Origin of the sequence: Paenibacillus tarimensis (assembly GCF_021532315.1) — a bacterium.
Taxonomy (GTDB): domain Bacteria; phylum Bacillota; class Bacilli; order Paenibacillales; family Paenibacillaceae; genus Paenibacillus_I; species Paenibacillus_I tarimensis.
Genome location: NZ_JAKGAO010000007.1, coordinates 356,995 through 379,906, shown reverse-complemented (window position 1 = coordinate 379,906; position 22,912 = coordinate 356,995). Strand labels below are relative to the sequence as shown.

18 protein-coding genes are annotated in these 22,912 nt (G+C 55.3%); 4 read left to right on the top strand and 14 right to left on the bottom strand.

The genetic code is table 11. The features are described 5' to 3' along the window. Positions 1-46 precede the first annotated feature (46 nt). Both L1N82_RS08400 and L1N82_RS08395 read left to right on the top strand, forming a co-directional pair. Positions 47-379: a helix-turn-helix domain-containing protein gene (locus tag L1N82_RS08400; RefSeq protein ID WP_235286922.1), complete on the top strand. Its 333-nt coding sequence runs from the start codon at positions 47-49 to the stop codon at positions 377-379. A gap of 2 nt (positions 380-381) precedes the next feature. Continuing rightward, positions 382-1,245, top strand: a complete 864-nt coding sequence (locus L1N82_RS08395) for an SDR family NAD(P)-dependent oxidoreductase (protein ID WP_235286921.1) — start codon at positions 382-384, stop codon at positions 1,243-1,245. 74 nt (positions 1,246-1,319) lie between these two features. On the opposite strand, the gene L1N82_RS08390 is transcribed toward L1N82_RS08395, so the two are convergent. The 6 genes from L1N82_RS08390 to L1N82_RS08365 form a co-directional block, all read right to left on the bottom strand. Continuing rightward, entirely contained in the window at positions 1,320-1,574 is a 255-nt protein-coding gene (locus L1N82_RS08390; protein WP_235286920.1) for a hypothetical protein, read from the bottom strand. Between the two features lie 175 nt (positions 1,575-1,749). Then, positions 1,750-2,493, bottom strand: a complete 744-nt coding sequence (locus L1N82_RS08385) for a LytR/AlgR family response regulator transcription factor (protein WP_235286919.1) — start codon at positions 2,491-2,493, stop codon at positions 1,750-1,752. 23 nt (positions 2,494-2,516) lie between these two features. Further along, a complete protein-coding gene (locus tag L1N82_RS08380; RefSeq protein ID WP_235286918.1) occupies positions 2,517-4,595 on the bottom strand; it encodes a PAS domain-containing sensor histidine kinase in 2,079 nt (692 codons plus the stop codon). Positions 4,596-4,716: 121 nt separating this feature from the next. Continuing rightward, positions 4,717-5,358 carry a PAQR family membrane homeostasis protein TrhA gene (trhA, locus tag L1N82_RS08375; RefSeq protein WP_235286917.1) on the bottom strand — a complete coding sequence of 214 codons (642 nt, stop codon included), beginning with the start codon at positions 5,356-5,358 and terminating at the stop codon, positions 4,717-4,719. Between the two features lie 171 nt (positions 5,359-5,529). Further along, positions 5,530-5,757 (bottom strand): hypothetical protein, encoded by a 228-nt coding sequence (locus tag L1N82_RS08370; RefSeq protein ID WP_235286916.1) that lies wholly within the window; start codon positions 5,755-5,757, stop codon positions 5,530-5,532. A gap of 68 nt (positions 5,758-5,825) precedes the next feature. Then, positions 5,826-6,854, bottom strand: a complete 1,029-nt coding sequence (locus L1N82_RS08365) for an NADH:flavin oxidoreductase/NADH oxidase (RefSeq protein WP_235286980.1) — start codon at positions 6,852-6,854, stop codon at positions 5,826-5,828. Between the two features lie 209 nt (positions 6,855-7,063). On the opposite strand from L1N82_RS08365, the gene L1N82_RS08360 reads away from it, so the two are divergent. After that, on the top strand, positions 7,064-8,014 hold the full coding sequence (locus L1N82_RS08360; protein WP_235286915.1) for a D-2-hydroxyacid dehydrogenase: 951 nt from the start codon (positions 7,064-7,066) through the stop codon (positions 8,012-8,014). A gap of 198 nt (positions 8,015-8,212) precedes the next feature. Here the strand turns inward: L1N82_RS08360 and tatC are convergent, their stop codons facing one another. From tatC to L1N82_RS08340, 4 genes are all read right to left on the bottom strand, one after another. Further along, a complete protein-coding gene (gene tatC / locus L1N82_RS08355; protein WP_235286914.1) occupies positions 8,213-8,968 on the bottom strand; it encodes a twin-arginine translocase subunit TatC in 756 nt (251 codons plus the stop codon). A 67-nt stretch (positions 8,969-9,035) separates the two neighbouring features. Next, entirely contained in the window at positions 9,036-9,269 is a 234-nt protein-coding gene (locus L1N82_RS08350; protein WP_235286913.1) for a twin-arginine translocase TatA/TatE family subunit, read from the bottom strand. 27 nt (positions 9,270-9,296) lie between these two features. Next, positions 9,297-9,851 carry a RidA family protein gene (locus L1N82_RS08345; RefSeq protein ID WP_235286912.1) on the bottom strand — a complete coding sequence of 185 codons (555 nt, stop codon included), beginning with the start codon at positions 9,849-9,851 and terminating at the stop codon, positions 9,297-9,299. A gap of 50 nt (positions 9,852-9,901) precedes the next feature. After that, a complete protein-coding gene (locus tag L1N82_RS08340; protein WP_235286911.1) occupies positions 9,902-11,497 on the bottom strand; it encodes a flavin monoamine oxidase family protein in 1,596 nt (531 codons plus the stop codon). 249 nt (positions 11,498-11,746) lie between these two features. On the opposite strand from L1N82_RS08340, the gene L1N82_RS08335 reads away from it, so the two are divergent. Further along, positions 11,747-12,001 (top strand): MerR family transcriptional regulator, encoded by a 255-nt coding sequence (locus tag L1N82_RS08335; RefSeq protein WP_235286910.1) that lies wholly within the window; start codon positions 11,747-11,749, stop codon positions 11,999-12,001. Between the two features lie 85 nt (positions 12,002-12,086). Here the strand turns inward: L1N82_RS08335 and L1N82_RS08330 are convergent, their stop codons facing one another. From L1N82_RS08330 to L1N82_RS08315, 4 genes are all read right to left on the bottom strand, one after another. Next, entirely contained in the window at positions 12,087-12,455 is a 369-nt protein-coding gene (locus L1N82_RS08330) for a hypothetical protein (RefSeq protein WP_235286909.1), read from the bottom strand. Positions 12,456-12,492: 37 nt separating this feature from the next. Then, positions 12,493-13,191 carry a pirin family protein gene (locus L1N82_RS08325; RefSeq protein ID WP_235286908.1) on the bottom strand — a complete coding sequence of 233 codons (699 nt, stop codon included), beginning with the start codon at positions 13,189-13,191 and terminating at the stop codon, positions 12,493-12,495. A gap of 43 nt (positions 13,192-13,234) precedes the next feature. After that, a complete protein-coding gene (locus L1N82_RS08320; protein WP_235286907.1) occupies positions 13,235-13,957 on the bottom strand; it encodes an alpha/beta hydrolase family protein in 723 nt (240 codons plus the stop codon). 378 nt (positions 13,958-14,335) lie between these two features. Beyond that, the gene (locus L1N82_RS08315) at positions 14,336-22,786 is read right to left on the bottom strand and encodes a GH36-type glycosyl hydrolase domain-containing protein (protein ID WP_235286906.1); all 8,451 of its coding nucleotides are present in this window, start codon (positions 22,784-22,786) and stop codon (positions 14,336-14,338) included. Positions 22,787-22,912 lie beyond the last annotated feature (126 nt).

Genomic DNA, 22,912 nt, shown 5'->3' with positions numbered 1-22,912 from the left:
TCCGTGTACAATAGACTCAAAATCGGACGGACGGGATGGGAAAAGGATGATTGGAGACCGGCTGCGTGAATTGAGGAAAGCACGTAAAATGACGCAGGAGCAGGTGGCCGCCTATTTAAACGCTGCCAAATCGACCATTTCACAATACGAGAATAATATTAACGAGCCTGATCTTGAAACCCTGGTCAAGCTTGCCGATTGGTTCGGCGTAACCATTGATGATCTGCTGGGGCGCAGCTTGTATGATCAGCGTCCGGACTCCGGCAGCAGCAATTCGCTCCTCATGGAACGCCTGACAGAGGATGAAGAAGAATACCTGAAGGAAAGTCTGGCTATGTACCGCCGATTCAGATCCAAGCAAAGCGGCCGGGAGGAATAACGATGGGAAGGCACCGGACAAGCCCTGCCACTGCCCTCGTAACCGGAGCATCCAGCGGTATTGGCATGCAGACCGTTATCCAGCTCGCCGTTGCCGGTACGCGTGTTGCAGCCTGCATGCGGGATCTGGACGCCTCCCGGGCCTTAACGGCCGCCGCTTTCGCTGCCGGAGTGGACACCGGACGGTTGATCCGCTGCCTTCGCATGGATGTAACGAGCCAGCAGCAGATTACGGAAGCGGTATGCCGGGCAGAGGACTGGCTTGGTGAAGGGATTGAGCTGCTGGTTAATAATGCAGGCCAGGCAATTGGCGGATATCTGGAGGATGTACCGCCTGCACTGTGGCGCGAGCAGCTGGAGACCAACGTTGTCGCCGTTGCCGCTGTAACACAGGCCGTTCTGCCAGGAATGCGGACACGAAGCGGCGGGAAGATCTTAAATGTGGGCAGTATCAGCGGCCGAATCGGCTTTCCGGGCTTCGGTCCCTACGCCGCTTCCAAGTTCGCACTTGAGGGGTTAAGCGAATCGCTGCGGCACGAGCTTCGCCCCTTTGGAATCCATGTTGTACTGCTGGAAGCCGGTGCTTACCGGACCGGGATATGGTCCAAAGGCATGGCGGCTGCTTCCGCTCCCCGGCATTCTGCCTACCGTGAGCAGTTCGGACAAATATTGGCTTATGTCAGGCGGTCAGCCGAAGCTGCGCCTGAAGCCGAAGAAGCGGCCAAGCATATCGTACATATCGCATCACTGAAGCACCCCAGGCTTCGCTATCCAATCGGACCAGGCGTCAAGCTCACCCTGCTTGGCAAAGCACTGCTGCCTTGGCGGATCTTTGAGGCCGTTGTCGCCAGGAGGCTCTACCGCTAGTCCTGTATAAAATAATACGATTGAATAAGAACAGGGGAGCCGGCGGCTCCCCTGTTCTTATTCGTTTTATATGGTTAACTGGAGGAATGAGGCTGCGTCCCGGTAACAAGCGCCTCTTGACCCGTCCGGCGCTGAAAGTAATAGTGCTTGCGGCAAAGTCCTTTAGCCAGGACCGGCTCTTCGCATCCATTCTTCTGGCAAGCTTTCTTCACCATCCGGTACTTGCTGAACATAGGGTCACCATGGCGTCTGAGACGCTGGTGATGCATAGCGCATAGCCTCTTCGCCTTCACGTGCTTATCACACCCGTCTACCGCGCAGCTGTTCATTTCACTCACTCCTTCAAAGCTCTCTACAGTTGTATGATTACTGTAAAGATTAACAAAGGCGGTGATTAGCGTCGAGCCGATCCCAGTTCTTTGGCGACAGAAATCGCGGTCTTTTGTATCAACAAACCCGGTATTCATTCCGACAGGATGCAGGTTCACGCAATGTCATGATCCATTAACCGGAGACCAGCCGGTCCATGATTTCATTTAATTTATCTCTGGAGGTATAGGCTGTCGGCTCGTAATCATAAAAATGCACCAACACACTTTCCCCGCATGGCTTGATGGTCAGTACATGCCGCAGATGAATAATATAGGCCCTGTGCGACTGGACAAAGCCCGGTCCCAGCTTCTTCATAACCGAGGCCAGCGATTCATAGGTCTCAAAAGTCGCTGCCCTCGTGTGCACCACTGTCTTGCGCCCTACCTTTTCAATGAACAAAATATCATCAAGCGGGATGAAATGGATTGCCCTTGAGGATTGGATCATTACCTTCGCTTCCTGCTCCGCTGGCACGGTCTGCCCTAAGGGCGGAACAGCCGGAAGAGTCTGAACTGCTCGCTTTGCACGCTCTATCACCTGCGCCAGTCTGACGATCTGAACAGGCTTCACGATATAATCAAAGGCCTGGATTTCAAAAGCTTCAACTGCATACTGGTCATATGCCGTTACGAAGACTACGAGCAGTTCCGGCAGCAGCCGTAAGCACTCCCGGACGGCCTCCAGACCGCTTATTCCCGGCATGCTGATATCGGCAAGTACCAGATGCGGCCGCTTCTGCAGGACAAGCCTCACCAGCTGTTCTCCGTCTGAAGCGGCTCCTATCATCTCCACCTGCTCGAAGGTCTCCAGGAAACGGGTCAGGATGTCCCTTGCACCACTGTTATCCTCCGCGATTACAACCTGTAACGTGCTCATGCTGGATTCTCCCTCCACTGCTGTCAGGCTATCTGCTGCAGCTCCACATTAAATACACAGCCGCTGCGGCCATCGCTTTCCATTGTTATGTTCCCGTCCATCAGCGCCAGCAGGCGCTTGGTCAGTGTTAATCCTATACCCGTACCCTCAATCTCCGGCGAAGCATGAGCGCGGTAAAAGGGATCAAATATTCGTTCCGCCTTATGAGGCGGTATACCAATTCCCGTATCGCTGATCGTTAACCGGTAGATCCCGTCTGCCGATTGGCCCATCAGCGTAACCGTTCCCTTGCTCCGGTTGTACTTAATGGCATTGGAGATCAGGTTGAACAGCACCTGGCGGAGCCTTACCGGGTCCGCCAGTACAACCGCCTCCAGACTTTCGAGTTTATTAATAATGACAATGCTCCGTTCCCTGGCAAGCGGCTGCATGACCTGGACACAGTCTTCAAGGAGGCTTCCAAGACCGACAGGAATATGGCGGACTCTCATTTTTCCCGCTTCAATACTGGACAGATCCAGAATATCATTAATTAGTGTAAGCAGATGATTGCCGGCGGTAATAATTTTGTCCGCGTCCTGAACCAGGCGGTCCGAATCCGGAAGCTTGGCAACCCCCATCTTCAGAAGCTGGGCAAAGCCCAGCACTCCGTTAAGAGGCGTTCGCAGCTCATGATTCATCGCAGCCAGAAAATCACTCTTCGCCTGACTGGCTTCATCGGAGCGGGCCTTGGCCTGCATTAGTGAATCATGGAGCTGCTTGCGTTCCGTGTTATCCCTGAATATAACTTGTATGGAGGGCTTGCCGTTAAATTTGATATAAGCGGCCGAGGTCTCAAGGTTAAGCAAGGTCCCATCCTCGCGCCTGCACATGAACTCAAGCCCAGCAATATGCCTCGGCTCCGCGAAGACCCGCTGAACCCCCCTGCTGATAATCTCAACCTGTTCCCTCGGAACAAAGGCATAAATGCTCTGGTTCATCAGCCTCCCGTCCTGATAGCCAAGCAGCCGGGCACAAGCCTCGTTGTAGAAAACGATCGTTTCTTCCATACTGAATACGCAGATAGCCTCCGGCGATGTTTCTACAAGCAGCCGGTAGCGCTCCTCGCTCTCGATCAGTGACTGCTCAGCCTGCTTGCGTTTTGTTATATCGCTGATGGTCCCGAACACTCCTGTGAAGCAGCCGCCCCCGTCGATAATCGCATGCCCGTGAACCTCAATCCACAGCTGTTCACCATCGATTCCCTGACAACGCATCTCATGATGACAGTAATCGATTTCTCTTCTGTACAACGGCTCAAAGTAATACTGGCTTAATGCTTTGTCACTAGGGTGAAGGCCAGCATCATAGCGCTTACCAAGCGATTCCTCCACCGGTCTGCCTGTCACCCGGGTCCACTCCTCATTTAAGAAGACCCACCTGCCTTGCGCATCTGTCTGAAAAATAACAGCCTTCACGTTGTTTACAAGTGACTCATATTTATCTGTTGACTCCTGCAGCTGCTGCTGCAGCTTCCCGGATTTCTCCGTGAAACTGAGCATCAGATGGGTAGCCAGACCCGCAACCGCTCCAGCAATCAGGAAGCTGGCAAGCACCTGGGGTATACTATCCCCCTCCAGCACCAGGCCGATTACGCTCGCTGTGGTGATGATACAGAATATATTCATGCAGGCCCACTGCTTCCCGCCCGGCTTCACGGTCTCGGCAATCAGACCGCAGACAGTACCCATCAGCAGGGCACTCACAGCAGCAGGCATATTAAGGCCAAACAACAGCCATCTGCCGAGCACAATAACGATGGCCGCAGTCAGGCTGGCCTGCCAGCCCCAGAACCTCGCAGCAGCCGCTATGCATAAGTAACGAAGGTCCAGTATAAAGTCAGGCCGGAGCTCAAACCCTGACAACATGAGCACCGTCCCTGCTCCCCCTTGCGCCACACCATACATAATCTGAAGCTTAACCGGCTGCAGTCTTGTCATCCAGAACCGTTGAACAAGAATGTTCAAGAGCAGCAGAAGCGCGGCAAAAATACATAAATCATTTAGAATATCAAGCAATAGCGAGCTGAGTTTAATAAGAACTTCCCCCATCATTGTTGTCATATCGTGTAGTAAAATGTCGAAAGTTTCATTTCTATCATACCAGAAATATGTAAATGTTCAATTAAAAAACCGCCACCCCTGTTGGGCTGGCGGCTCTTGATTGGCACTTAACAGCACGCTTTTATGGCAGTGCGTAAAACAGTATCGCGAAGAAATGCAGGATGGAGCCTGCCAGCACGAACATATGCCATACCGCATGATGATACGGGAAGCTCCGCCACATATAGAAGATCGTTCCGACTGTATACAGCAGCCCGCCGCCTACCAGCAAATAAAAACCGTTCGGCGCCAGATGTTCAACAAGCGGCCCCCAGGCGAACACGATAATCCATCCCATGGCAATATACAATATAGTCGATGTGAACAAAAATCTGGAAGCAAAGAAGGATTTAAATACCACGCCTGCCACCGCCACGCCCCAAACTACCCCAAATAAAGACCAGCCGAGCGCCCCCTGCACGATATGAAACAGTATTGGCGTATAGGAGCCTGCAATGAACAGGTATATGCAGGAATGATCCATAACCTCCAGTACCTTCTTAGCTCTGCCCTCCGGGAAGCTGTGAACAAGTGTTGATGCGATATAAAGCATCAGCATGGCGGTACCATAAATCGAGAAGCTGACGACATGGAGCGGAGTCCCTTTTAGCGAAGCGGACACAATCAGCACGACTAGCGCCGCAACACTTAATGCAGCACCAATCCCATGTGTAATCGCATTGGCAATCTCTTCTTTCCGGGTGTACGTATGTGTATTGGCCATTCCTATTTCCCCCTCCTTCCTGATCGTGCCGCCTACACGGCACATACTGATTCCTCGTATACGCTTATGAGCGTGACGTTCCTGTCAGATTGATTCTGTCCGGTTGTATAAAAACAGGCTGCCCCTGTATAGGGGAGCCTGCTTAAATCCAGCCGTCACACTTGAGCTTGCTTAGACGCCCATGCGTTTCCGCTGATTATTAATCTTCTTCGTATTCTGGCTCTTCATCTTGAGGCCGCCGCCGCCTTGATGAGACTGCTTCTGGCGTCCGACTGCGTTCGCTTGAGCCTGTTTCTTCTGCTCCAGCTTCGCCTTAACAGCTTCTGCAAGCGAGACTCGCTTTGGCTCCTTTGACTCCTGCCCCTCGGCATTTGATCCATTATGCTGTTCTTCCGTCATGGAATCCCCTGCTTTCCACTTAAACTTATCTGTAGTTTACCATGTTTGCGGATAAGCCGCACCCATTTTTAGTAAGCACGGTCATATGACTTGGGAGCAGCCTCCAAATAACGGCCTGTCGTTTCCTTAATCGCTGCCAAAGCCCAGTAAGGATTGCGCAGCATCCCGCGCGCCACACCAATCATATCCGCATCTCCGCTTCTCAGCGTCTGAGCCGCCAGCTGCGGATCTTCAAGCAGTCCGACCGCAATGACCGGGACACCCAGCTTATCCTTGAATGCCTTCGCATAAGGAACCTGGAAGCCTGGTGTATTAGCCGGCTTGCGGGCACCTGGAGCGCCCTCTCCGCCAGTCGAGATATCGAAGATGTCGACACCCGCTTCCTTATACCGGCGTCCGATCTCCAGTGCATAATCCAGATCGTATCCGCCATCAACATATTCGACAGCCGAGATCCGCATGATCAGCGGCATCCCCTCCGGCATGACACGCTTTACCGCCTGAATGATTTCAACGCCAAACAGCGATTTATCGCGGCCGTACTCATCGGTACGCTGGTTGGTATACGGGGAGTGGAATTGATGGATCAGATAACCGTGTGCCCCGTGCAGCTCAATCGTATCTACACCAGCCTCAACCGCCCGCCGCGCTGCGTCTGCGAATTTGTCAACCATCTCCTTCACTTCCTGCGTCGTCAGTTCGCGGGGAGTCCTGAAGGTATCATCGTAAGCGATGGCCGAGGGCGCCACCGGCTGCGGCGCATCCTGCGCTTTCCGCCCGGCATGGGCGATTTGGATGGCAACCTTGGCGCCATATTTCTTGGACTCCTCGATGATACGCTTATAAGCCGGTATCTGATCGTCAGCCCAAAGGCCAAGACAGTTGTCCGTAATGCGGCCATCCGGCTCCACGTTTGTCATTTCAATAATCATCAGGCCGGTGCCGCCAACAGCGCGCGACACGTAGTGCACATAATGCCACTCCGTAGGTGTTCCATCCTTCTCCTCCACGGCATACTGGCACATCGGCGGCATAACGATACGGTTTTTCAATTCTAGATTCTTATAAGAGAATGGTGTATCAAGCTGTACAGTCATCGGATTCTCCATCCCTTCCACTATAGAGTATTATTTTCCTGAAGCATCTCTCTATACATCTGTTCCCTTATTATAATACAGTTCACTATAACAAATAAAGCAGCTTAATTATCATGCTTGTATGCCGGATGTGCGGATTCATCCTATTCGTCAATCCTGTCACTGCTCCTGTATAATAAGGTTAAGCTACCCAACACGGGAGGGATTAGATGGGAAAAATGGTATGCCTGCACGGCTTCACGCCGGAGCAGCAGGAGAAGGTGCGGCAGCTGACGCCCGGCTGGAGCCATATTTTTGGCCGTACGGGGGAAATTGACCCGGCCTGCTATAGCGAGGCCGAAATTATCTGCGGCTGGAACGCAGACGCCGCGCGGGAATGTCTGAAGCCAGAATCAGCGCTGCGCTGGGTCCAAACCTGGTCTGCCGGTGTGGACAAGCTCCCCCTGCAGGAATTGGAAAGCCGGGGTGTGCTCGTGACCAATGCCAGCGGTGTTCATCCCGAGCCAATGTCGGAGACGGTGCTTGCCCTCATGCTCGGTCTGACACGCGGCCTGCACCGTTCCATACGCGCACAGGCAACTGCAGCTTGGGAGAAAACGGGCAGCCTGCCCGAAATGCACGGCAAGACAGCAGCCGTCATAGGCGCTGGGGTAATCGGACGGGAGGTAGCCTTCCTCGCGAAGGCCTTCGGCATGCGGACGATAGGCGTCCGCCGCAGCGGTAAAAGCGCTCCGGGCTTTGACCGTGTCGTAACCGAAGACCGGCTCGACCAGGTTCTCGCAGAGAGTGACTATGTTATAAATATACTGCCCTTGACGGCTGATACGCGCCATCTCTTTGACGAACGGCGGTTTAGTCTTATGAAGCCAACCAGTTATTTTATCAATGTCGGGCGCGGTGCCACCGTGAAGACCGAGGCGCTCGTTACCGCCCTGCAGACAGGCAGCATCGCGGGAGCGGGACTTGATGTGTTTGAGGAAGAGCCGCTCCCTGCCGGCCATCCGCTGTGGAAGCTGGAGAACGTCATACTGACCCCGCATAATGCCGGCGCTACCGAACACTACAAGGATCGCGTCGTAGCCTTGTTCCTCGACAACCTCCGCCGCTACCTCGCCGGGGAACAACTGAGGAACTTGGTGGGCTACAGCCAAGGTTATTAGGCGTGCATAGCAGCCTGATGTTCTTGGGCTACAGCCAAGGTTATTAGGCGTGCATAGCAGCCTCATGTCCTTGGGTTACAGCCAAGGTTATTAGGCTTACTTTAATCAAAACAGCTGCAGAGCTAAGACTGGAAGAGTCTTAGCTCTGCAGCTGCTAGGTTACATCAACGTTCCCCCGCAGTACGTTCTGTTGCAATGCTAGACACCCGACAAAACTGCAGCCTCTCGCTCTTCCTCCTCTGCTAATTTGCGCAGCCGCTTCCGGTATGTAATCCGTGACAGGCTCACACTGCATTCGTACAGCAGCAGCAGCGGGATGACCACCAGCACATCGGAGACGATGTCGGGCGGTGTTACCGTAACGGCCGTCACGGCCAACGCGAAGTAAGCTGTTTTCCTGGCTTTGGCGAGTCTATCGGGGTTCAGAATACCGAGCCTGGTCAAGAAAATAACAATGGCCGGCATTTCAAACAGCAGACCGAACGGAAGTGTCAGATTGAGCATAAACCGAAAGTACTTCTCCGCTGTATATAACGCCTGAAATTGCCCAGATGATAACCCGAGCAGGAACGAAGAGACAACCGGAAATACGATGAAATAGCCGAAGCTGATTCCGCCAATAAACAGCAGGGATACAGCCGGAATCATGCGAAAAGCGGCTCTGTGCTCTTCAGCACTCAATGCCGGCTTCACAAACTTCCACAGCTGATAAGCACCTACCGGAGTAGTGACGGCTGCTGCGATAACGGCGGAAATCATCATATATACCCACAAAATATCTCCCGGACCAAGAAGGGCAAGCCGGATATCCAGGTGCTGCGTCAGCCAACCGTATACCTGCTGCACATAACAGAGCGTAGCTGCCAGCGCGCCAATAAAGGCGAACATGGCTATCATAATCCGCTTGCGAAGCTCACCAAGATGCCCGGTCAGGTTCATCATGTCCATCTTCATTCCCTCCTTTCCATATTGAAGAGGGATGCAAACGGCAGCAGCCGCACACCCCTCTCTAATTCCCTGCTCAGCCCTCCAGTACAGCAGGCTTCTCCTGCTTCACTTCCACAACGGCTAGGCCGCTCCGTGTTTCCCGCAGCTCTGATTCTTCCTCCTGCACCAGCTCCTTCGTGGAACGCTTGAATTCGCTGAGCGTCCTTCCAAACGCGCGTCCAATCTCAGGCAGCTTGGATGGCCCGAAGATGACGAGCGCAATAACCAGAATCAAGATTAAGCCGGGGATGCCAATACTCTGCAGCATGCTGGCTCCTCCTCTCGTCAATGTTATTTAACTGGCGGTCTTTGGATATACGGCAACCGCTTCGATCTCAATCAGCCAATCGGAATGGACCAGACCCGCCACCGCCACGGTCGAGCGGGCCGTCTTCACTGGATTGCTCTCCGTGTTGAAGAACTCCCCATAGGCGTCAAACCAGCCCTGATAATCCACCTTACCTTCCTTCTCCGGGTCTGCTACCAGATAGACGCGCAGATAAACCACATCGGAGAGGGTAAGCCCCTTCTCCCTCAGATCGGCTTCAATCCGCTTTAAAATGCCGGTCGCCTGCGTCTTCGTATCGCCATAGCGTTCATGAATGGTCTTACCGTCCGCTTTCAGCTGCGGAGGCACGGTTCCGCTGGTCCAGAGATAGGCCATGCCTTCCGGCACGGATACACCTGACGCAATGGACGAAGTCGGGCTTCCGTAAAACTCCGGCTCATCAATCGGCTCATCCGGATATTTGTTCGGTGTTAGCGGGCTGGCCCCATATGCCGTTAAACCGGCCAAGCTCACGGATGCTGCCAGCAGGGCAAGCAGCAGCCCTTTTTTTACCATTCGCATATCGCCACACTCCAATCGTATTAAGTAGGTCATTTAGGTATAATAGCTGCTCACTGCTTCATTACACGTTCATGAATGCGGTTTACGACAAGCCGGGCTGATTCGAAGGCTCCTGCCATCCAGCCGGTCAGGTAGCTCATATGCTCTCCAGCCAGATAGATCCGGCCGTCCGGCTTGTTCAGTATCGGATAAATCGTCTTCCGGTCCTCCGAAGAATAGCTCGCCCATCCGCCCAGGTTGTACTCCGTCTTGTGCCAGGCAATCGAGAACGAGGTCTCGAACTCCTTGTAGAACTGGGGGTGAATCTTGGCCCCCTGCTTGAGCGCGTATTCCTCCCGGCCGGCAAGCGTCATGTCACCGAGCTTAATTGCCTGTTCGCCGAAATTGTAGTAGCCGACCACGATGCCTTTCCGGCCGAGGTAGCCGCTTGACGGATACCAAATCTGGTTGATGTCCATATTGGTGGTCGTCATTCCGCTAAAAATATTCTCGTCCTCTTCCCAGAACCGCCTCCGGAACTGGAAGCCGATTTTCCCCGTTTCCGCATAATGGACCTTGGCGATTGCCGCCGCCATCTCCTTGCTGAAGTCAGCGGGGATATCCTTAAGCACACTCAGCGGAATAGTGCAGATGCAGTACTCCCCTTGCACTTCCTGCATCGTGCCGGCTGCATCCTTATAGAGTACGGCAACGCCGCTTGCAGTCTGCTTGATCTGCTGGACAACCGCTTGATACCGGATCATGGTGCCGACCTTTTTGGCGAGTGCTTTGCCGATTTGGTCCATGCCGCCTACAGGCTGGAACATCATCATCTGCTGATCCAGGGAGTACTCCGAGCTAAAGCTGTTTCCAAAGCCCGACTGGATGATCGCGCTGATGTTATAAGGGTCCTCCTGTTCACCGGGCGTTTCACCCCCGCCGGGCAGCACCTTATACCCTCTGCGGCCCGTGCCCTTGTAGAATAGATCAGCATTCAGGTCTCCCTCTCGCTGCAGATAGATAAGGAGCTTCTCCTTGTCATTCTGGCTAAGAGGCAGATCCAGCGCATTCTTATTGATGGCTTTAGCGAGCAGCTCGCTTGTAAAACCGCGCATATCGGCCTTCGCCGCACGCTTCGGTACCTTCTTCCCGGAGAGAGGCCCTGCATTCTCGCTGTAATAATAGGCCGCCTCATTCACATTGCCGAATACCTCAAGCGCCACCCCGAGCTCCTTGCAGTATTCCATTGTGATATGGTGCTGCGGGATTCGGGCGGGGCCAGGGTTAAAATACTCACCTTCATCAAAGCGGGCGGTCTGCTTGGCTCCACCGACTTCTGTGACCGAATCGCCTCTGCGGATCGTCCAATTACGGCCTCCCGGCCGGGAACGGGCTTCTAAGATGACACAATCGTAACCGATCTTCGCCATTTCATAAGCTGCTGTCATGCCCGCAATACCGGCACCCAGAATAACAATCTTCCTGCCGCCCCGCTTGGTCATCTCCAGCTCAGCGGGAGGAGGCAGTACAGCCGAAGCCCCCGCAGGACTGCCGAGCAACCCCAAACTTCCCATCGCACTATACATGGCGACCGCTCCGCCGGCTTTGGCGACCTGAATCAAGAACTGCCTACGTGATAGCTGAGCTCCCATTTGATGATCAGACATTGGTTTCCTCCTTCGCCGCGATTATCAGCGTCGTTCTCGAAACCAGCATAGCACCTGAAAATCAGCTCGTGGCTTTTTGTGTTATATTTCCTTACACAGTTTGCATGAAGAAACCCTGCGACAAAGTTTTAATGTAAGATAATCTAACAGTACTATTTTCATCTGCATGGAAATAAGCAAATATAGAATAAAAGAAATTGAAATATTCAAGTTATCTCATCGCGGCCGTGTTCACAAAGGAGGAAACAGATGTCTTACAAAGAGAAAAAGGTAATGACAATCGGTTTGGTCAGTGAGCTTACAGGCTTATCGGAGAGAAAAATCCGTTACTACGAGGAAAGGAAGCTGATATTTCCCGAGCGGACAGCCGGCGGAACACGTAAATATTCATTCCTGGATATCGAGAGGTTGTGTGACATCGCAGAAAAGATGGAGGATGGTTTGTTCACTCGTGAAATTAAGGAGCTGGAGCGAAGGAAACGCAAGTCCGCCTCTCTCGCCTAAATAAGTAAAAAAAGGAGAAGGCAGCCCGCCTCCTCCTCACAATTCAGTTATAGCCAGCCCTTCTTACAGGCACCTGCCCCCCGTATTAAACCGCATCATTCGAATAAGCTACACGGGCATCAACGGTGATCTGCAGCTCTGCCGTACCGGCATCCTCAACAATCTCAGGATGCCGGTGCTTACCGTACATCCACCACTTGCGGACCGGCCGCTCTGCATCCGGCTGTTCTATGAAATGAAACAGATTCAGCTCAGCCCGAAGACGGTTAATTTCGGCTGCTGCCGCGGTCGTTACACCTGTGATCCGCACCTTCCAGCTGCCCTCGCCTTCTCCCAGGCGGGTATCGCCGTTTCCATCCTGAATGGTGAAGCTTTCACCCGTCTTACCTGTATCCAGGAGCACGCGTCCCGTAACATGCTTGACCAGCAATCTGTGTTTTGGTTGTTCTGCCAACAGCTTCCCCTCCCCTATCTCTTAATAGAATCCGCTTCTAGGGCAGATCAATCAGCATAAAGAACGCCTGCTCTCCCGCTGTCTCCAGGGTAAGCTCAGGCTCCTCTGTTATTCTGGCTGCATCACCGATCTGAAGGGCTGACCCATTAACAGACAAAGAGCCTTCAATGATAAACAAATACACGCGACGTCCGGCATCTTGACGGAATTCAAGCGATTTTCCGGCATCCAGCCTGGATAGATACATCGTCAGATCCTGGTGAATATCCGATATCCCTTCCCCCCCACCGCGAGCAACAATCGGCAGCAGCCTGCCCTTCATCGCCTCCGGGTCAAAAGAGGATGTCTCATAAGAAGGCGTAAGTCCGCTCTCGCTAGGTGTCATCCAGATCTGCAGGATATGGCATTCCTCATCCGCCGGGTTGACCTCCGAGTGGATTATCCCTGTTCCCGCGCTCATGCGCTGTACGCCGCCAAAGCCGGTGATCGCCTTGCGTCCCGTGCTGTCCTCATGCTTCAGCTGTCCCCTAAGAACAACCGATACAATCTCCATCTCTCTATGCGGATGAGCGCCAAAGCCGCGGCCTGCTCCAATAATATCGTCATTGAATACTCTAAGCGGACCGAATTCGGTGTTGTCCGGATCGTAGTGCTCCCCGAATGAGAAGCTTGCCCTGCTCGTCAGCCAATCCAAATCCGTGCGGAATCTTGAAGCTTCCGGATAGATATTAATCATTCGTCTCACCTCTCCCTAAGATGTAGTCAAAATTATACCACTGTCAGGAGGAATAGTCGGGACTTCGTGCAAACTCCTGCATCCATTCCCATACGCTGCCGAGCGTCCGCTGCAGGTTGGAGACCTGGTCCTTGATAAACGGCGGCCGGGCGCGGAAATAATCAGCGTGCCCGCCAACTACCTGTATGGAGCCAATGTGCCCGGGGGCGTATCGTAAGGCATCCCATACCGGAACGCCATACCTGCCGGTACGGAAGCCGCCCCAGCTGCCGATCCGTGTCACCGGATCGTTAACCTTTCCGCTGCCGTCCACGGCATAGAAATAACTGACCTTATCCCTGTACGCCGGTTCTATTCTTACCTTGGGCGCTCCAACTTGAACCATCCGGCAGTCGCTGACAATTCCCTCTTCGAGCAGCATTTTCCCCGCGTGATAGGCCGCTACCCCGCCGCCGCTGTGACCGATCAGAAGCACGGACCGGCCTGCAGAGGTTAGCCGCACAGGCTCTGCGGCGGCTTGTCCGCCGCCCGGACGCCGAAGTCTGTTTCGGCGGAACAAATCCTGGCGCACCTCATGAATCTGACGAAGCAGGCTTCTTGTATAATCACCGTAGGGATATACGACCTGGATCCGTACCTCTTCCCAGCTGCTTCGGCACAGGCGGTCCAGGATTTGCTGACAGTCGGCAAAAAATCCTGGTCTGGTGGCTACTCCCGCCAGCAAATAAATGTCCAAATGGTCATGGTCCGTCCGGTCCATCGTCATCTGCATCTCCTTCCGTCCCTTCTCCGTACCTTGCGGGCAGGATCACCCTGGCAGTGTCAGCCTTCTTCCGGTTAATAGCGTTATTATGCGGCAAACAACGGGCTTCTCATTCCGCGGACAGGCTGTGTCCTGCAGAAAAGCACCTAAACCCTTTGTGCAGTCATTGTACAGGATAGGCCGGCTATCGTGCCACTCTTCCCGCACCGAATATACTCTGTACGTATTTTACACGGCAGCCGGGGAGGGCAAACGAGACTGGCCACGACTTCGCCCTTGTCCTTCCCCCGAAAACAACAGCCGCCTTACCGGCCAGGGCTTAATGCCCAGCCGGGAAAGCGGCTTGTTCTTAATCCTTGCTTATTCATTTCATTTAACCCTCTAAGAGAGACCCTTGAGCACAACCATTACCTCATGCTGCTGCCCGTCGTCAGAGAGCTCGATATAAGCGCCGTGCTCATCCTCTTTTGCAAACGATCCTTTGCCTGAGGACTTGCTGTGCTCACCATCGGTCTCGCCATTGATAACACGGATGCTGTACATCGTTCCGCCAAAACGGTAATCCGCCGTGAAGCCAGGCCAGCTTCGCGGTATATTCGGGCGGATATAGAGACGGTCAGCGGCCCGCCGGATACCGAGTATCCATTCAACCCCCGCCTGGTACATCCAGCCTGACGCGCCTGTATACCAGGTCCAACCGGCCCTTCCCTTGTAAGGCTCTGACATATATACATCAGCGGCCATTACATAAGGCTCGCCGACATACGTCCGGATATCCCCCTGGGAAGCGGTATGGTTAACCGGGTTCATCATATTAAACAGCTCGAACGCCTTATCGCCATCGCCCAGCATGGCCCAGGCCACAATGCTCCAGATTACACCATGTGTATACTGTCCCCCGTTCTCGCGGATGCCTGGCGGATAGCCTTGAATATAACCCGGCGTAGGCTCGGTCTTATTAAAGGCAGGCGTCAGCAGCATAGCCACATCATGCCCGCGGTCGACGAGCTCGCGGTCAAACGACTGCATCGCCCTAATACTGCGCTCCCGCGGCGCCCCCCGGGAAATAACCGACCAGGATTGCGCAATCGCATCAATCCGGCATTCATGGGCGCTGTTCGTTCCCAGCCAGTCGCCATGATCGGTGTAGGCCCTGCGGAACCACTCCCCGTCCCAGGCATGCTCATTAAGCGCCTTAGAGAGCGCTTCGGTACGGCTTCTGAGGTCATCCGCACGCTCCTTGTCACCTCTAGCTTCACAGTGGGGCGCGAACATTTTCAGCACGGTGACAAGGAACCAGCCCAGCCACACGCTCTCTCCACGGCCTTCATCGCCTACACTGTTCATACCGTCATTCCAGTCCCCGATTCCCATCAGGGGCAGTCCATGCTCCCCGAGTCTGTATGCCCGGTCAATGGCGCGCAGGCAGTGCTCATAAACTGTTCCGCTCTCATCAGAGATGACGGTCGGCTCATAACGCTCGTGCTCTTCCTCCGTAAGCTCGCTGCTTGTGAGATAGGGCTGAACCTCATCCAGTACGGAAGCGTCTCCGGTATGCTCAATATACCGGGCGGCACTGTAAGGAAGCCACAGCAGGTCATCCGAATATTTGGTCCTGATTCCGCGTTCAGTCTCGGCATGCCACCAATGCTGGACATCACCTTCACGGTACTGGTGGCGTGCGTGCAGCACGATCTGCGAACGTGTCAGGTCCGGGCGGGTATGAAGCATGGCCAGCGAATCCTGCAGCTGGTCCCGGTATCCATACGCGCCCCCTGCCTGGTAAAATGCCGATCTAGCCCACATCCTGCAGGCTAACGCCTGATACAGCAGCCAGCCGTTCAGCAGCACATTCATCTCCCGGCTTGGCGTATCGACCTGGAGCTGTCCCAATGCATTCGCCCAATACCGCTGGGAGCGGTTATAAGCATCGACTCCAGCCTCCGGCTTCCCGTATTTGCGCGCCAGCTCTGCCGCTTCTGCGGCTGTTCTTCCGCAGCCCAGCACAATGTAAACCTTGCGCTCGGTCTGCGGCGGCAGGGCAACGCTGAGCTGAAGTGCTCCGCAGCTGTCGGCCATCGGTCCGGCCTTCCCTGAGAGCGTCCGCTTGCGCATAGCCTGAGGCTTCGCCATGGAGCCGTTGCGTCCGATGAATTCCTCCCGGGAGCAGGTGTAAACAGGTATGCTGCGCTCGCCAGGATCCAAGCCATCCGCATGAATATGGAGAAACGCCGTCTCTTCACGGAAGGTTTCCTGGAACACGTTGCGGGCCATCAGGCTTTCCGTGTCCCGGTCATAAGCCGTCATAATATAGGAGGCGTTCAGCTCACGCCTGACCCCCAGCACCCATTCCACATAATACGTTACAGACAGCTGCTTGTGGGCTCCCGTAGTGTTGTGAAGGGTAAGCTCCACGATTTTTACCGGATCCTGCTCGTCCACACAGATATTCATGGTGTGGGCGATACCGTATGCCTCTGATTCGAAGCGGGAATAACCATGGCCATGAGCCGCTGTATAGGTAAACCTGCCGCCTGCCGGACTTGGAGAAGGCGACCAGTATTTCCCCGTGCTCTCATCCCGGATGTAGCAGGCTTCCCCTGCCGGGTCCAGCACGGGATCATTGGACCAAGGCGTCAGCTTGAACTCGCGGCTGTTGCGGAACCAGGTATAGCCTGTCCCGAGCTCTGTTACCATGCAGCCGAACTGCGGGTTAGCCATAATATTGGACCACGGCGCAGGCAGATGACGCCCTGCCTGAATACCTATCCGGTATTCCTTTCCTTCCGGTGTAAATCCGCCCCAGCCATTCCAGAGAATTGTCTCGTTCTGCAGGTCGGGTACAGCTGCAACCCCTTCAGCATGATCCACTTCCCCGGTCTGTATGAGCAGCGGCAGCGTCTCCGGCATGCGGCCTTCCGCGGGTTTCAGCTGTGCACGCAGGCTTCTGCCGTCGGCACGCAGTATGCAGCGGGCGGCTGTATACAGCAGGGTATGTTCCGCTTCGCTGATCTGGTCACTGTTAACCGGGTAAACACCGCCCTGGCGTCCAGCCGGGCTGTGGCCGGCCGTCTGCTCCACAGTCCTGCGAATGGCATCCTGGATGTCCTGCTGGTAGCCGCCCGGTGATTCGTTCAGAACCACGAGGTCAAAGAAGACACCTTTGCGGCGCAAATACTCGTGTCCCCGGATAACCTGGGCCGCAAAGGACAGGCCTGAATCATCCCGGATAAGCAGCAGCGCAATCGGAAGGTCGCCCGAAATACCCATCGGCCACAGTCCCGTCTGGCCCATCGTGTTCGCTGCCACACGTTCCGCGCGCTCCTCCCGCATCGGCGGTGTGTAGATAATCCTTCCTGCCAGCCCTTGGTAGAGCGCAGCTTCCTGCGTCTTCATATGAAGATGACGCAGTTCGATCTGGCTTCTCGTCCAGGCCAGCTGAAGCGTGCGCTCCACCTGCTGCTCAGAGCACAGCCGTCCCGGGAGCTCAAGCGCCTCTTCTCTTGAATCAGCCATGCCGGTTATCGCCACAAGCTGCACACTTTCTCCCGGTCCGATGGTCAGACGCCGTCTCATTACAAAAGCCGGATCAATGACCGCGCCTGTTGTCCCCGAAAGCTTTGCACGGACTGACTGCGGTTCTTCCAGCCCGCAGCCTCTGCCGATAAAGCAGGAACGGTCTGTTTCATACTCCACCGGTCCCAAGGTGTCACAGCATGGCGCCAGCGCATGCACTGCCCAGACCGGCTTCTCATGCTCATTGCGGGGACGCCGCTTGGCAAGCAGGGCTTCGTGCGCTTCATCATACTCCGTCTGGACGAAGAGCTTGCTGAACGCCGGGTGGGCGTCGTCTGCTGCCGGCGCAGCCAGGGATACTTCCATATAAGTCGTTACTTCTAGCACGCGGGCTGTACTGCCCTCGTTCGTCAGCGTAAGCTTGCGGACTTCGGCATTAAATTCCGGTGACACGCACACCTCCAGGACCGTTCCGATGCTGCCATCCTGGCGGATGAACTTCGCCTTCTCCAGTGAGAACTGTGCACGGTACACCTGCGGCTCTTGTCTCACAGGCTGGTACGTCGGACCCCAGACCGCTTCACTCTCGACGTCCCGGATATACATATAGCTGCCCCACGGGTCAGTCATCGCATCCTCACGCCAGCGAGTCAGCGCCAGGCCCTCCCGGCGCAGATAGCCGCTCCCCGCCGTATTAAGCACGGAGGTGAATACGCCGTTTGACAGCACACATACTTCCGGTACCGGGGTATGGGGAGTTGTATACTCACGCTGCGGCGCATGGGCTGCCATGTCCGCTTCCGTGCTCCGCATGGAGGCGGATGCCCCGTGAAGCGCAAGAGCCGGTTTCTCCGGTACCCGCTCTTGCAGCAGCAGCTCGACTGACCGTATGCGCTTATCCGCATGAAAGCGGTCGACCATCGTATCTGGAAGCAGCAGATTTCCCAGCGTCACCAGCGCCATGCCCTGGTGATGCGCCATGAAGCTGCGGATGACGACGCTTGTCTGGTTCTTCGGCATCCGTTCGGCTGTACAATCCACCGCTTCATAGTAGCCGTATTCTCCCCGCGCGCCAAGCGCCTCCATCCCCTTCAGCTCCTCAAGCGCGGTCCGGGTCGCATACGGAAGCGCCATAATGGTTGCATAAGGGGCCAGTACAAGATCCTGCTCCAGACCCCGTTTAAAGCCAAGCCCGGGCACACCGAATGCTCTGTACTGATAATTCATCTGATAGTCAAAGGCGTAGTAGCCCGATTCCGAGATGCCCATCGGCACACCGCGCATCTTGGCGTACGCCGTCTGTCGCTCCACTGCTCCACGATACGTCTGGTCCCACAATGTTCCCCTATACGTCTTCATAATGAGCGGAGGCATCAGATATTCGAACATTGTGCCCGTCCAGGATACGAGCGTAGCATGCTTGCCAAGCTTCGTCATGGCCCGCCCAAGCTTGAACCAGTGGGAAGCCGGGACCTGCCCCATAGCAATGGCTATAAAGCTGGCCTGTCTTGCCTCAGATGCAAGCAGGTCATATACAATCTGTTCCTTCTGCTCAAGCCCTACATGGTAGCCTAGGCTAAACAGCTTGGTATCGTGATCGAAGAGCGGCGCAAAATTGGTGCCTGCCGCAAGCTTCTCCAGCCGCTCGATCAGCGCCCGGCCCCGCTCCTCCCACTCGCTGCGGCCCTTTCGCCTTGTGGTTCGGGCAGCTGTGCTGCCCTTATCTTTCAACCCCAGCTCAGCGGAAGCTTCAATGCTATTATCATTCATGCCTTCCGCCAGTTCTTCTGCCAGCTCAAGGTCAATCGTGACCGGTCTGAGCTTAGGGGCTATGGACGTACTTGCGGCCGCCACATTTTTTTGTTGCCCATGCTCCTGTTTCGGCTTTGCGGGCCGTCTATCCCGCTCTTGCTCTCCCTCGGCTTCATAATCTCGTCTGAGCCATTCAGCCAAGCCTTCCTTAACAGCGAGCAGATAGCCGACAAGGTTGCCCGAATCAACCGTAGACACATATACGGGGGGCAGGGGACGGAGCGTTTCCGTGTCATACCAGTTATACAGATGACCGTTCCATTTTTCCATGCGCTCCATCGTTCCGACTGTCCGCTCAAGCCGCTCGATCATCCCCGGTGTATCAATAAAGCCGAAATCCCGGGCAGTTACTGTAACGGTGAGCAGCAGACCAATGTTGGTCGGCGAGGTCCGGTGGGCGACGCCCACCGGCGGATCAATCTGTACATTATCAGGGGGCAGCCAGTTATCCTGCTCGCCTGCGTAGTCTTCATAAAAGTTCCAAATCTGCCTCGCAAGCTGTGTCAGTTCTTCACGTTCAGCCGCTGTAAGCTGCTCGGTACGAATTCCAACCGGCTGGTCCAGCCATCTCGTCACCAGCGGGGCCGACGCCCACAGAACAGCGAGCAGCAGGCCTGCTGCCAGCTGCAGCGGCGATGCGCTCCATAGCGCCGCAGCTGCAAGAACAGCTGTCAGCAGCAGACCTCCCCACAGCCCGGCAATCATGCGCGGAGAGCGGCGTTCCACTTCAGCCGAGCTCACCCACTCTAGAAGCCTGCGCTTCGAGAGGACGAGTCTGTATAGGGTCTTGGCAATCGCATTCAGCATGAGCACAGTCTGATAAGGCAGCGTGAACAGGCCAAGCGCTGCTTGTGCAGCAGCCGCCCCAAATGCCCGCGGACGCCTTAAGAGCCTGCCCACCGACTGCAGTGAACGTATAGGCGGAATAGCAAGCGTCAGCAGCACGATGCTGAGCAGAGCCAAGCCGGTAGCTGCAGGCAGCAGCATCGCCAGAAGCAGCAGGGCGTAGAGGGCGGGCTGCAGCAGGCTTCTCCGCAGGTTGTCCACCATCTGCCACCGGGTCAGCAGAGTCAAGTCAACCGGCACCCGCTTTCCACTGCGGTCACGGTAGCTTGCTCCCAGCCAGGGGAGCAGCTGCCAGTCTCCGCGTACCCAGCGGTGCAGCCTTTGCTGGTACGCATAATAGGTCGGGGGATGGCTGTCCACAAGCTCTATATCCGGCAGCAATCCGGCACGCATAAATCCGCCTTCCAGTAAGTCGTGGCTGAGCACACGGTTATCCGGTATACGCGCACTGAGAACCTGACGGAACACCTCCGCATCAAAGATCCCCTTGCCGGTGAAAATCCCCTGCTCCATTGCATCATGGTAAGGATCCGAGACAGCGAAGGAGTAGGGATCGATTCCGGGCTCCCCGGACCACATCCTGGAGAAGCGTGAGCGCATCGCCGACTCGTGGCTCATGCCAATTCTCGGCTGGAGCACCCCGTAGCCCTCGATAACCCTGGTCCCGGCCGGGTTGAGCCGCGGACGGTTATAAGGCAGGTGGATGGTCCCGATCATGCGCTGCGCCGTTCCGATTGGCAGCTGGGTATCCGCATCCAGAGTGATAATATATTTCACGCTTCTCAGCTTGCTCAGATCGCCGACATGGAAAGAGTAGCTGGTCTCCTCGGAACCTTGCAGCAGCTCCACAAACTCGACCAGTTTGCCTCGCTTCCGCTCCCAGCCCATCCACTTTCCTTCCGCCTCATTCCATACCCGTCTGCGCTGAAGGACATGGAAGGTAGTCCCTGCCTCGCCGTATTCCCGGTTAAGAGCTTCAATACTGGAACGTGCCGTCTCGTTCATGACAGCATCCAGATCGGTCTGTTCCGTATCCGAATCCTTGTAATCCCCCAGCAGGGCATAATGTATATTCGGGTCGCGATTAGCCAGATAGTGCAGCTCCAGCCGCTCAGCCATATCCCGTATCTGTTCCGGTCTCGACCAGATGACAGGAATGACAACGACGGTCGCAGCTTCCTCCGGAATGCCCGATGCATAATCGAAGCGCAGAAGCGGGCGCGATTGCGTCACGCCACAGATAGCAAAGTGGACCGTCTGAACGGCCCACTCGCTTGCCGGAAAAGCAAGCAGAACCAGGAGCGGTATCCACCACCACACAGCCGGCAGCGAGGCATTGTCCACGCCCGCGGCCCAGACTGTCAGTGCAAAGACCGCCAGGAAGAAAACAGCCAGCGTACCGAAGTACGCAAGACCGCGGTGCCGGCGAACTGCTGTCCGCTTGCTGCTCCTTGGCTTTGCACAGGTTCGGAGCGCGTTCCACAGCGCCCGTACACCCGCAGGATCAAGAAGGTAATAAGCGGCAAAAGACGGACGCGGTGTCACAGGGTCACGAGAATGAACCGATATCCTTGTTCCGTCTGACCCGCCCGCCTCACCTCCGGCTGATTCCCCCTTCCGCAGGCTATCGTCAGCATGTTCTTGAACCGCTGCTTCATGATGGTCCGCCAGCTTGATTGCCTGTTCGGCCACCAGGCTCTCCGGTACACCAAGACGACGTGACAGCGTCTCGATCCGGTCGAGAAGGACACTGCGGCTGGAAGCATCCAGCCGCGCGTAGGTTCCAGTCGCTTCCTTGCGCATCGTGCGATCGGCATAGCATAGCTTCTCGAAGGTCGGATGCCACTCCAGCCGGACGGTTTTGCGCACCGATTGAATACAGTTGCCGGCCGCCACCTGATAGGATGCCTGCAGACGATGCTCGTAGGTAATGATCTGTTCAAGACTTTCGGTCCCGTTCTCCAGCCGGCAGGTCAGCCATTCCTTGATTTCACCAGCATGGTCGGCCCATTCACCGAGCCTCTGTACCAGATGTACGATAACGGGTCCGGATAACGGAATGCTGGAGCCCGAGCGGTCGAGCGCTTCCCGGAGCGCGGCCGGATCAGGCCTGCTTCCTTCCAGAGGGGCCAGCAGGCGGTCAACATGGCGGCCAGCCTCCCTCCGCTGCCTGACCTCTTGCATTTGCGCTGCAAGCCTGCGGATCAATGCGATTTTGATCAGCAGGGGCAGCGCCCAAACTTCCGCAATCGCAAGTACAGCCACTTCCTGGTACGCATTTGTATAGGAGGTAAAAGAATCGTAGTCCAGTACACCGTCGGTATGTTCAAAATAATGCCTGCATAACGCATACGCACGCAGTTCGGCCTCATCACCCACTCTGGGGAGCCGGTGCAGCTCGCTCTTGGCTACCTCCTGCTTCATGCCGATGGCTTGTTCTTCTATAAAGTCAGCGTGATCCAGCAGCCACTCTTCCGCCGGTTGGATATCGGCCGAATCAGTGCGCTGCAAATAACGTACGAATATCCGTAACCCTTCAACATCCCCATTAAATGTTTGCAGTAACTCTTTCACTGCTCGTTTGGAGCCGCGAGTGGGAGAATGCGTAAGAGCGAGCTCACGCGCCTTTTGCTCAAGTTGCTCGGTGTTTAAAATCATGAGTCCTCCCGGGGTAATAAGGAATAGTGGAGCATGTGCTGCGTTGCACACTCCTTGGTTAAATATTCCCATTCCTGCACCTTTTTATGACCCGGCAGGGGAAAAATATGTCGACAAAACAAAAAC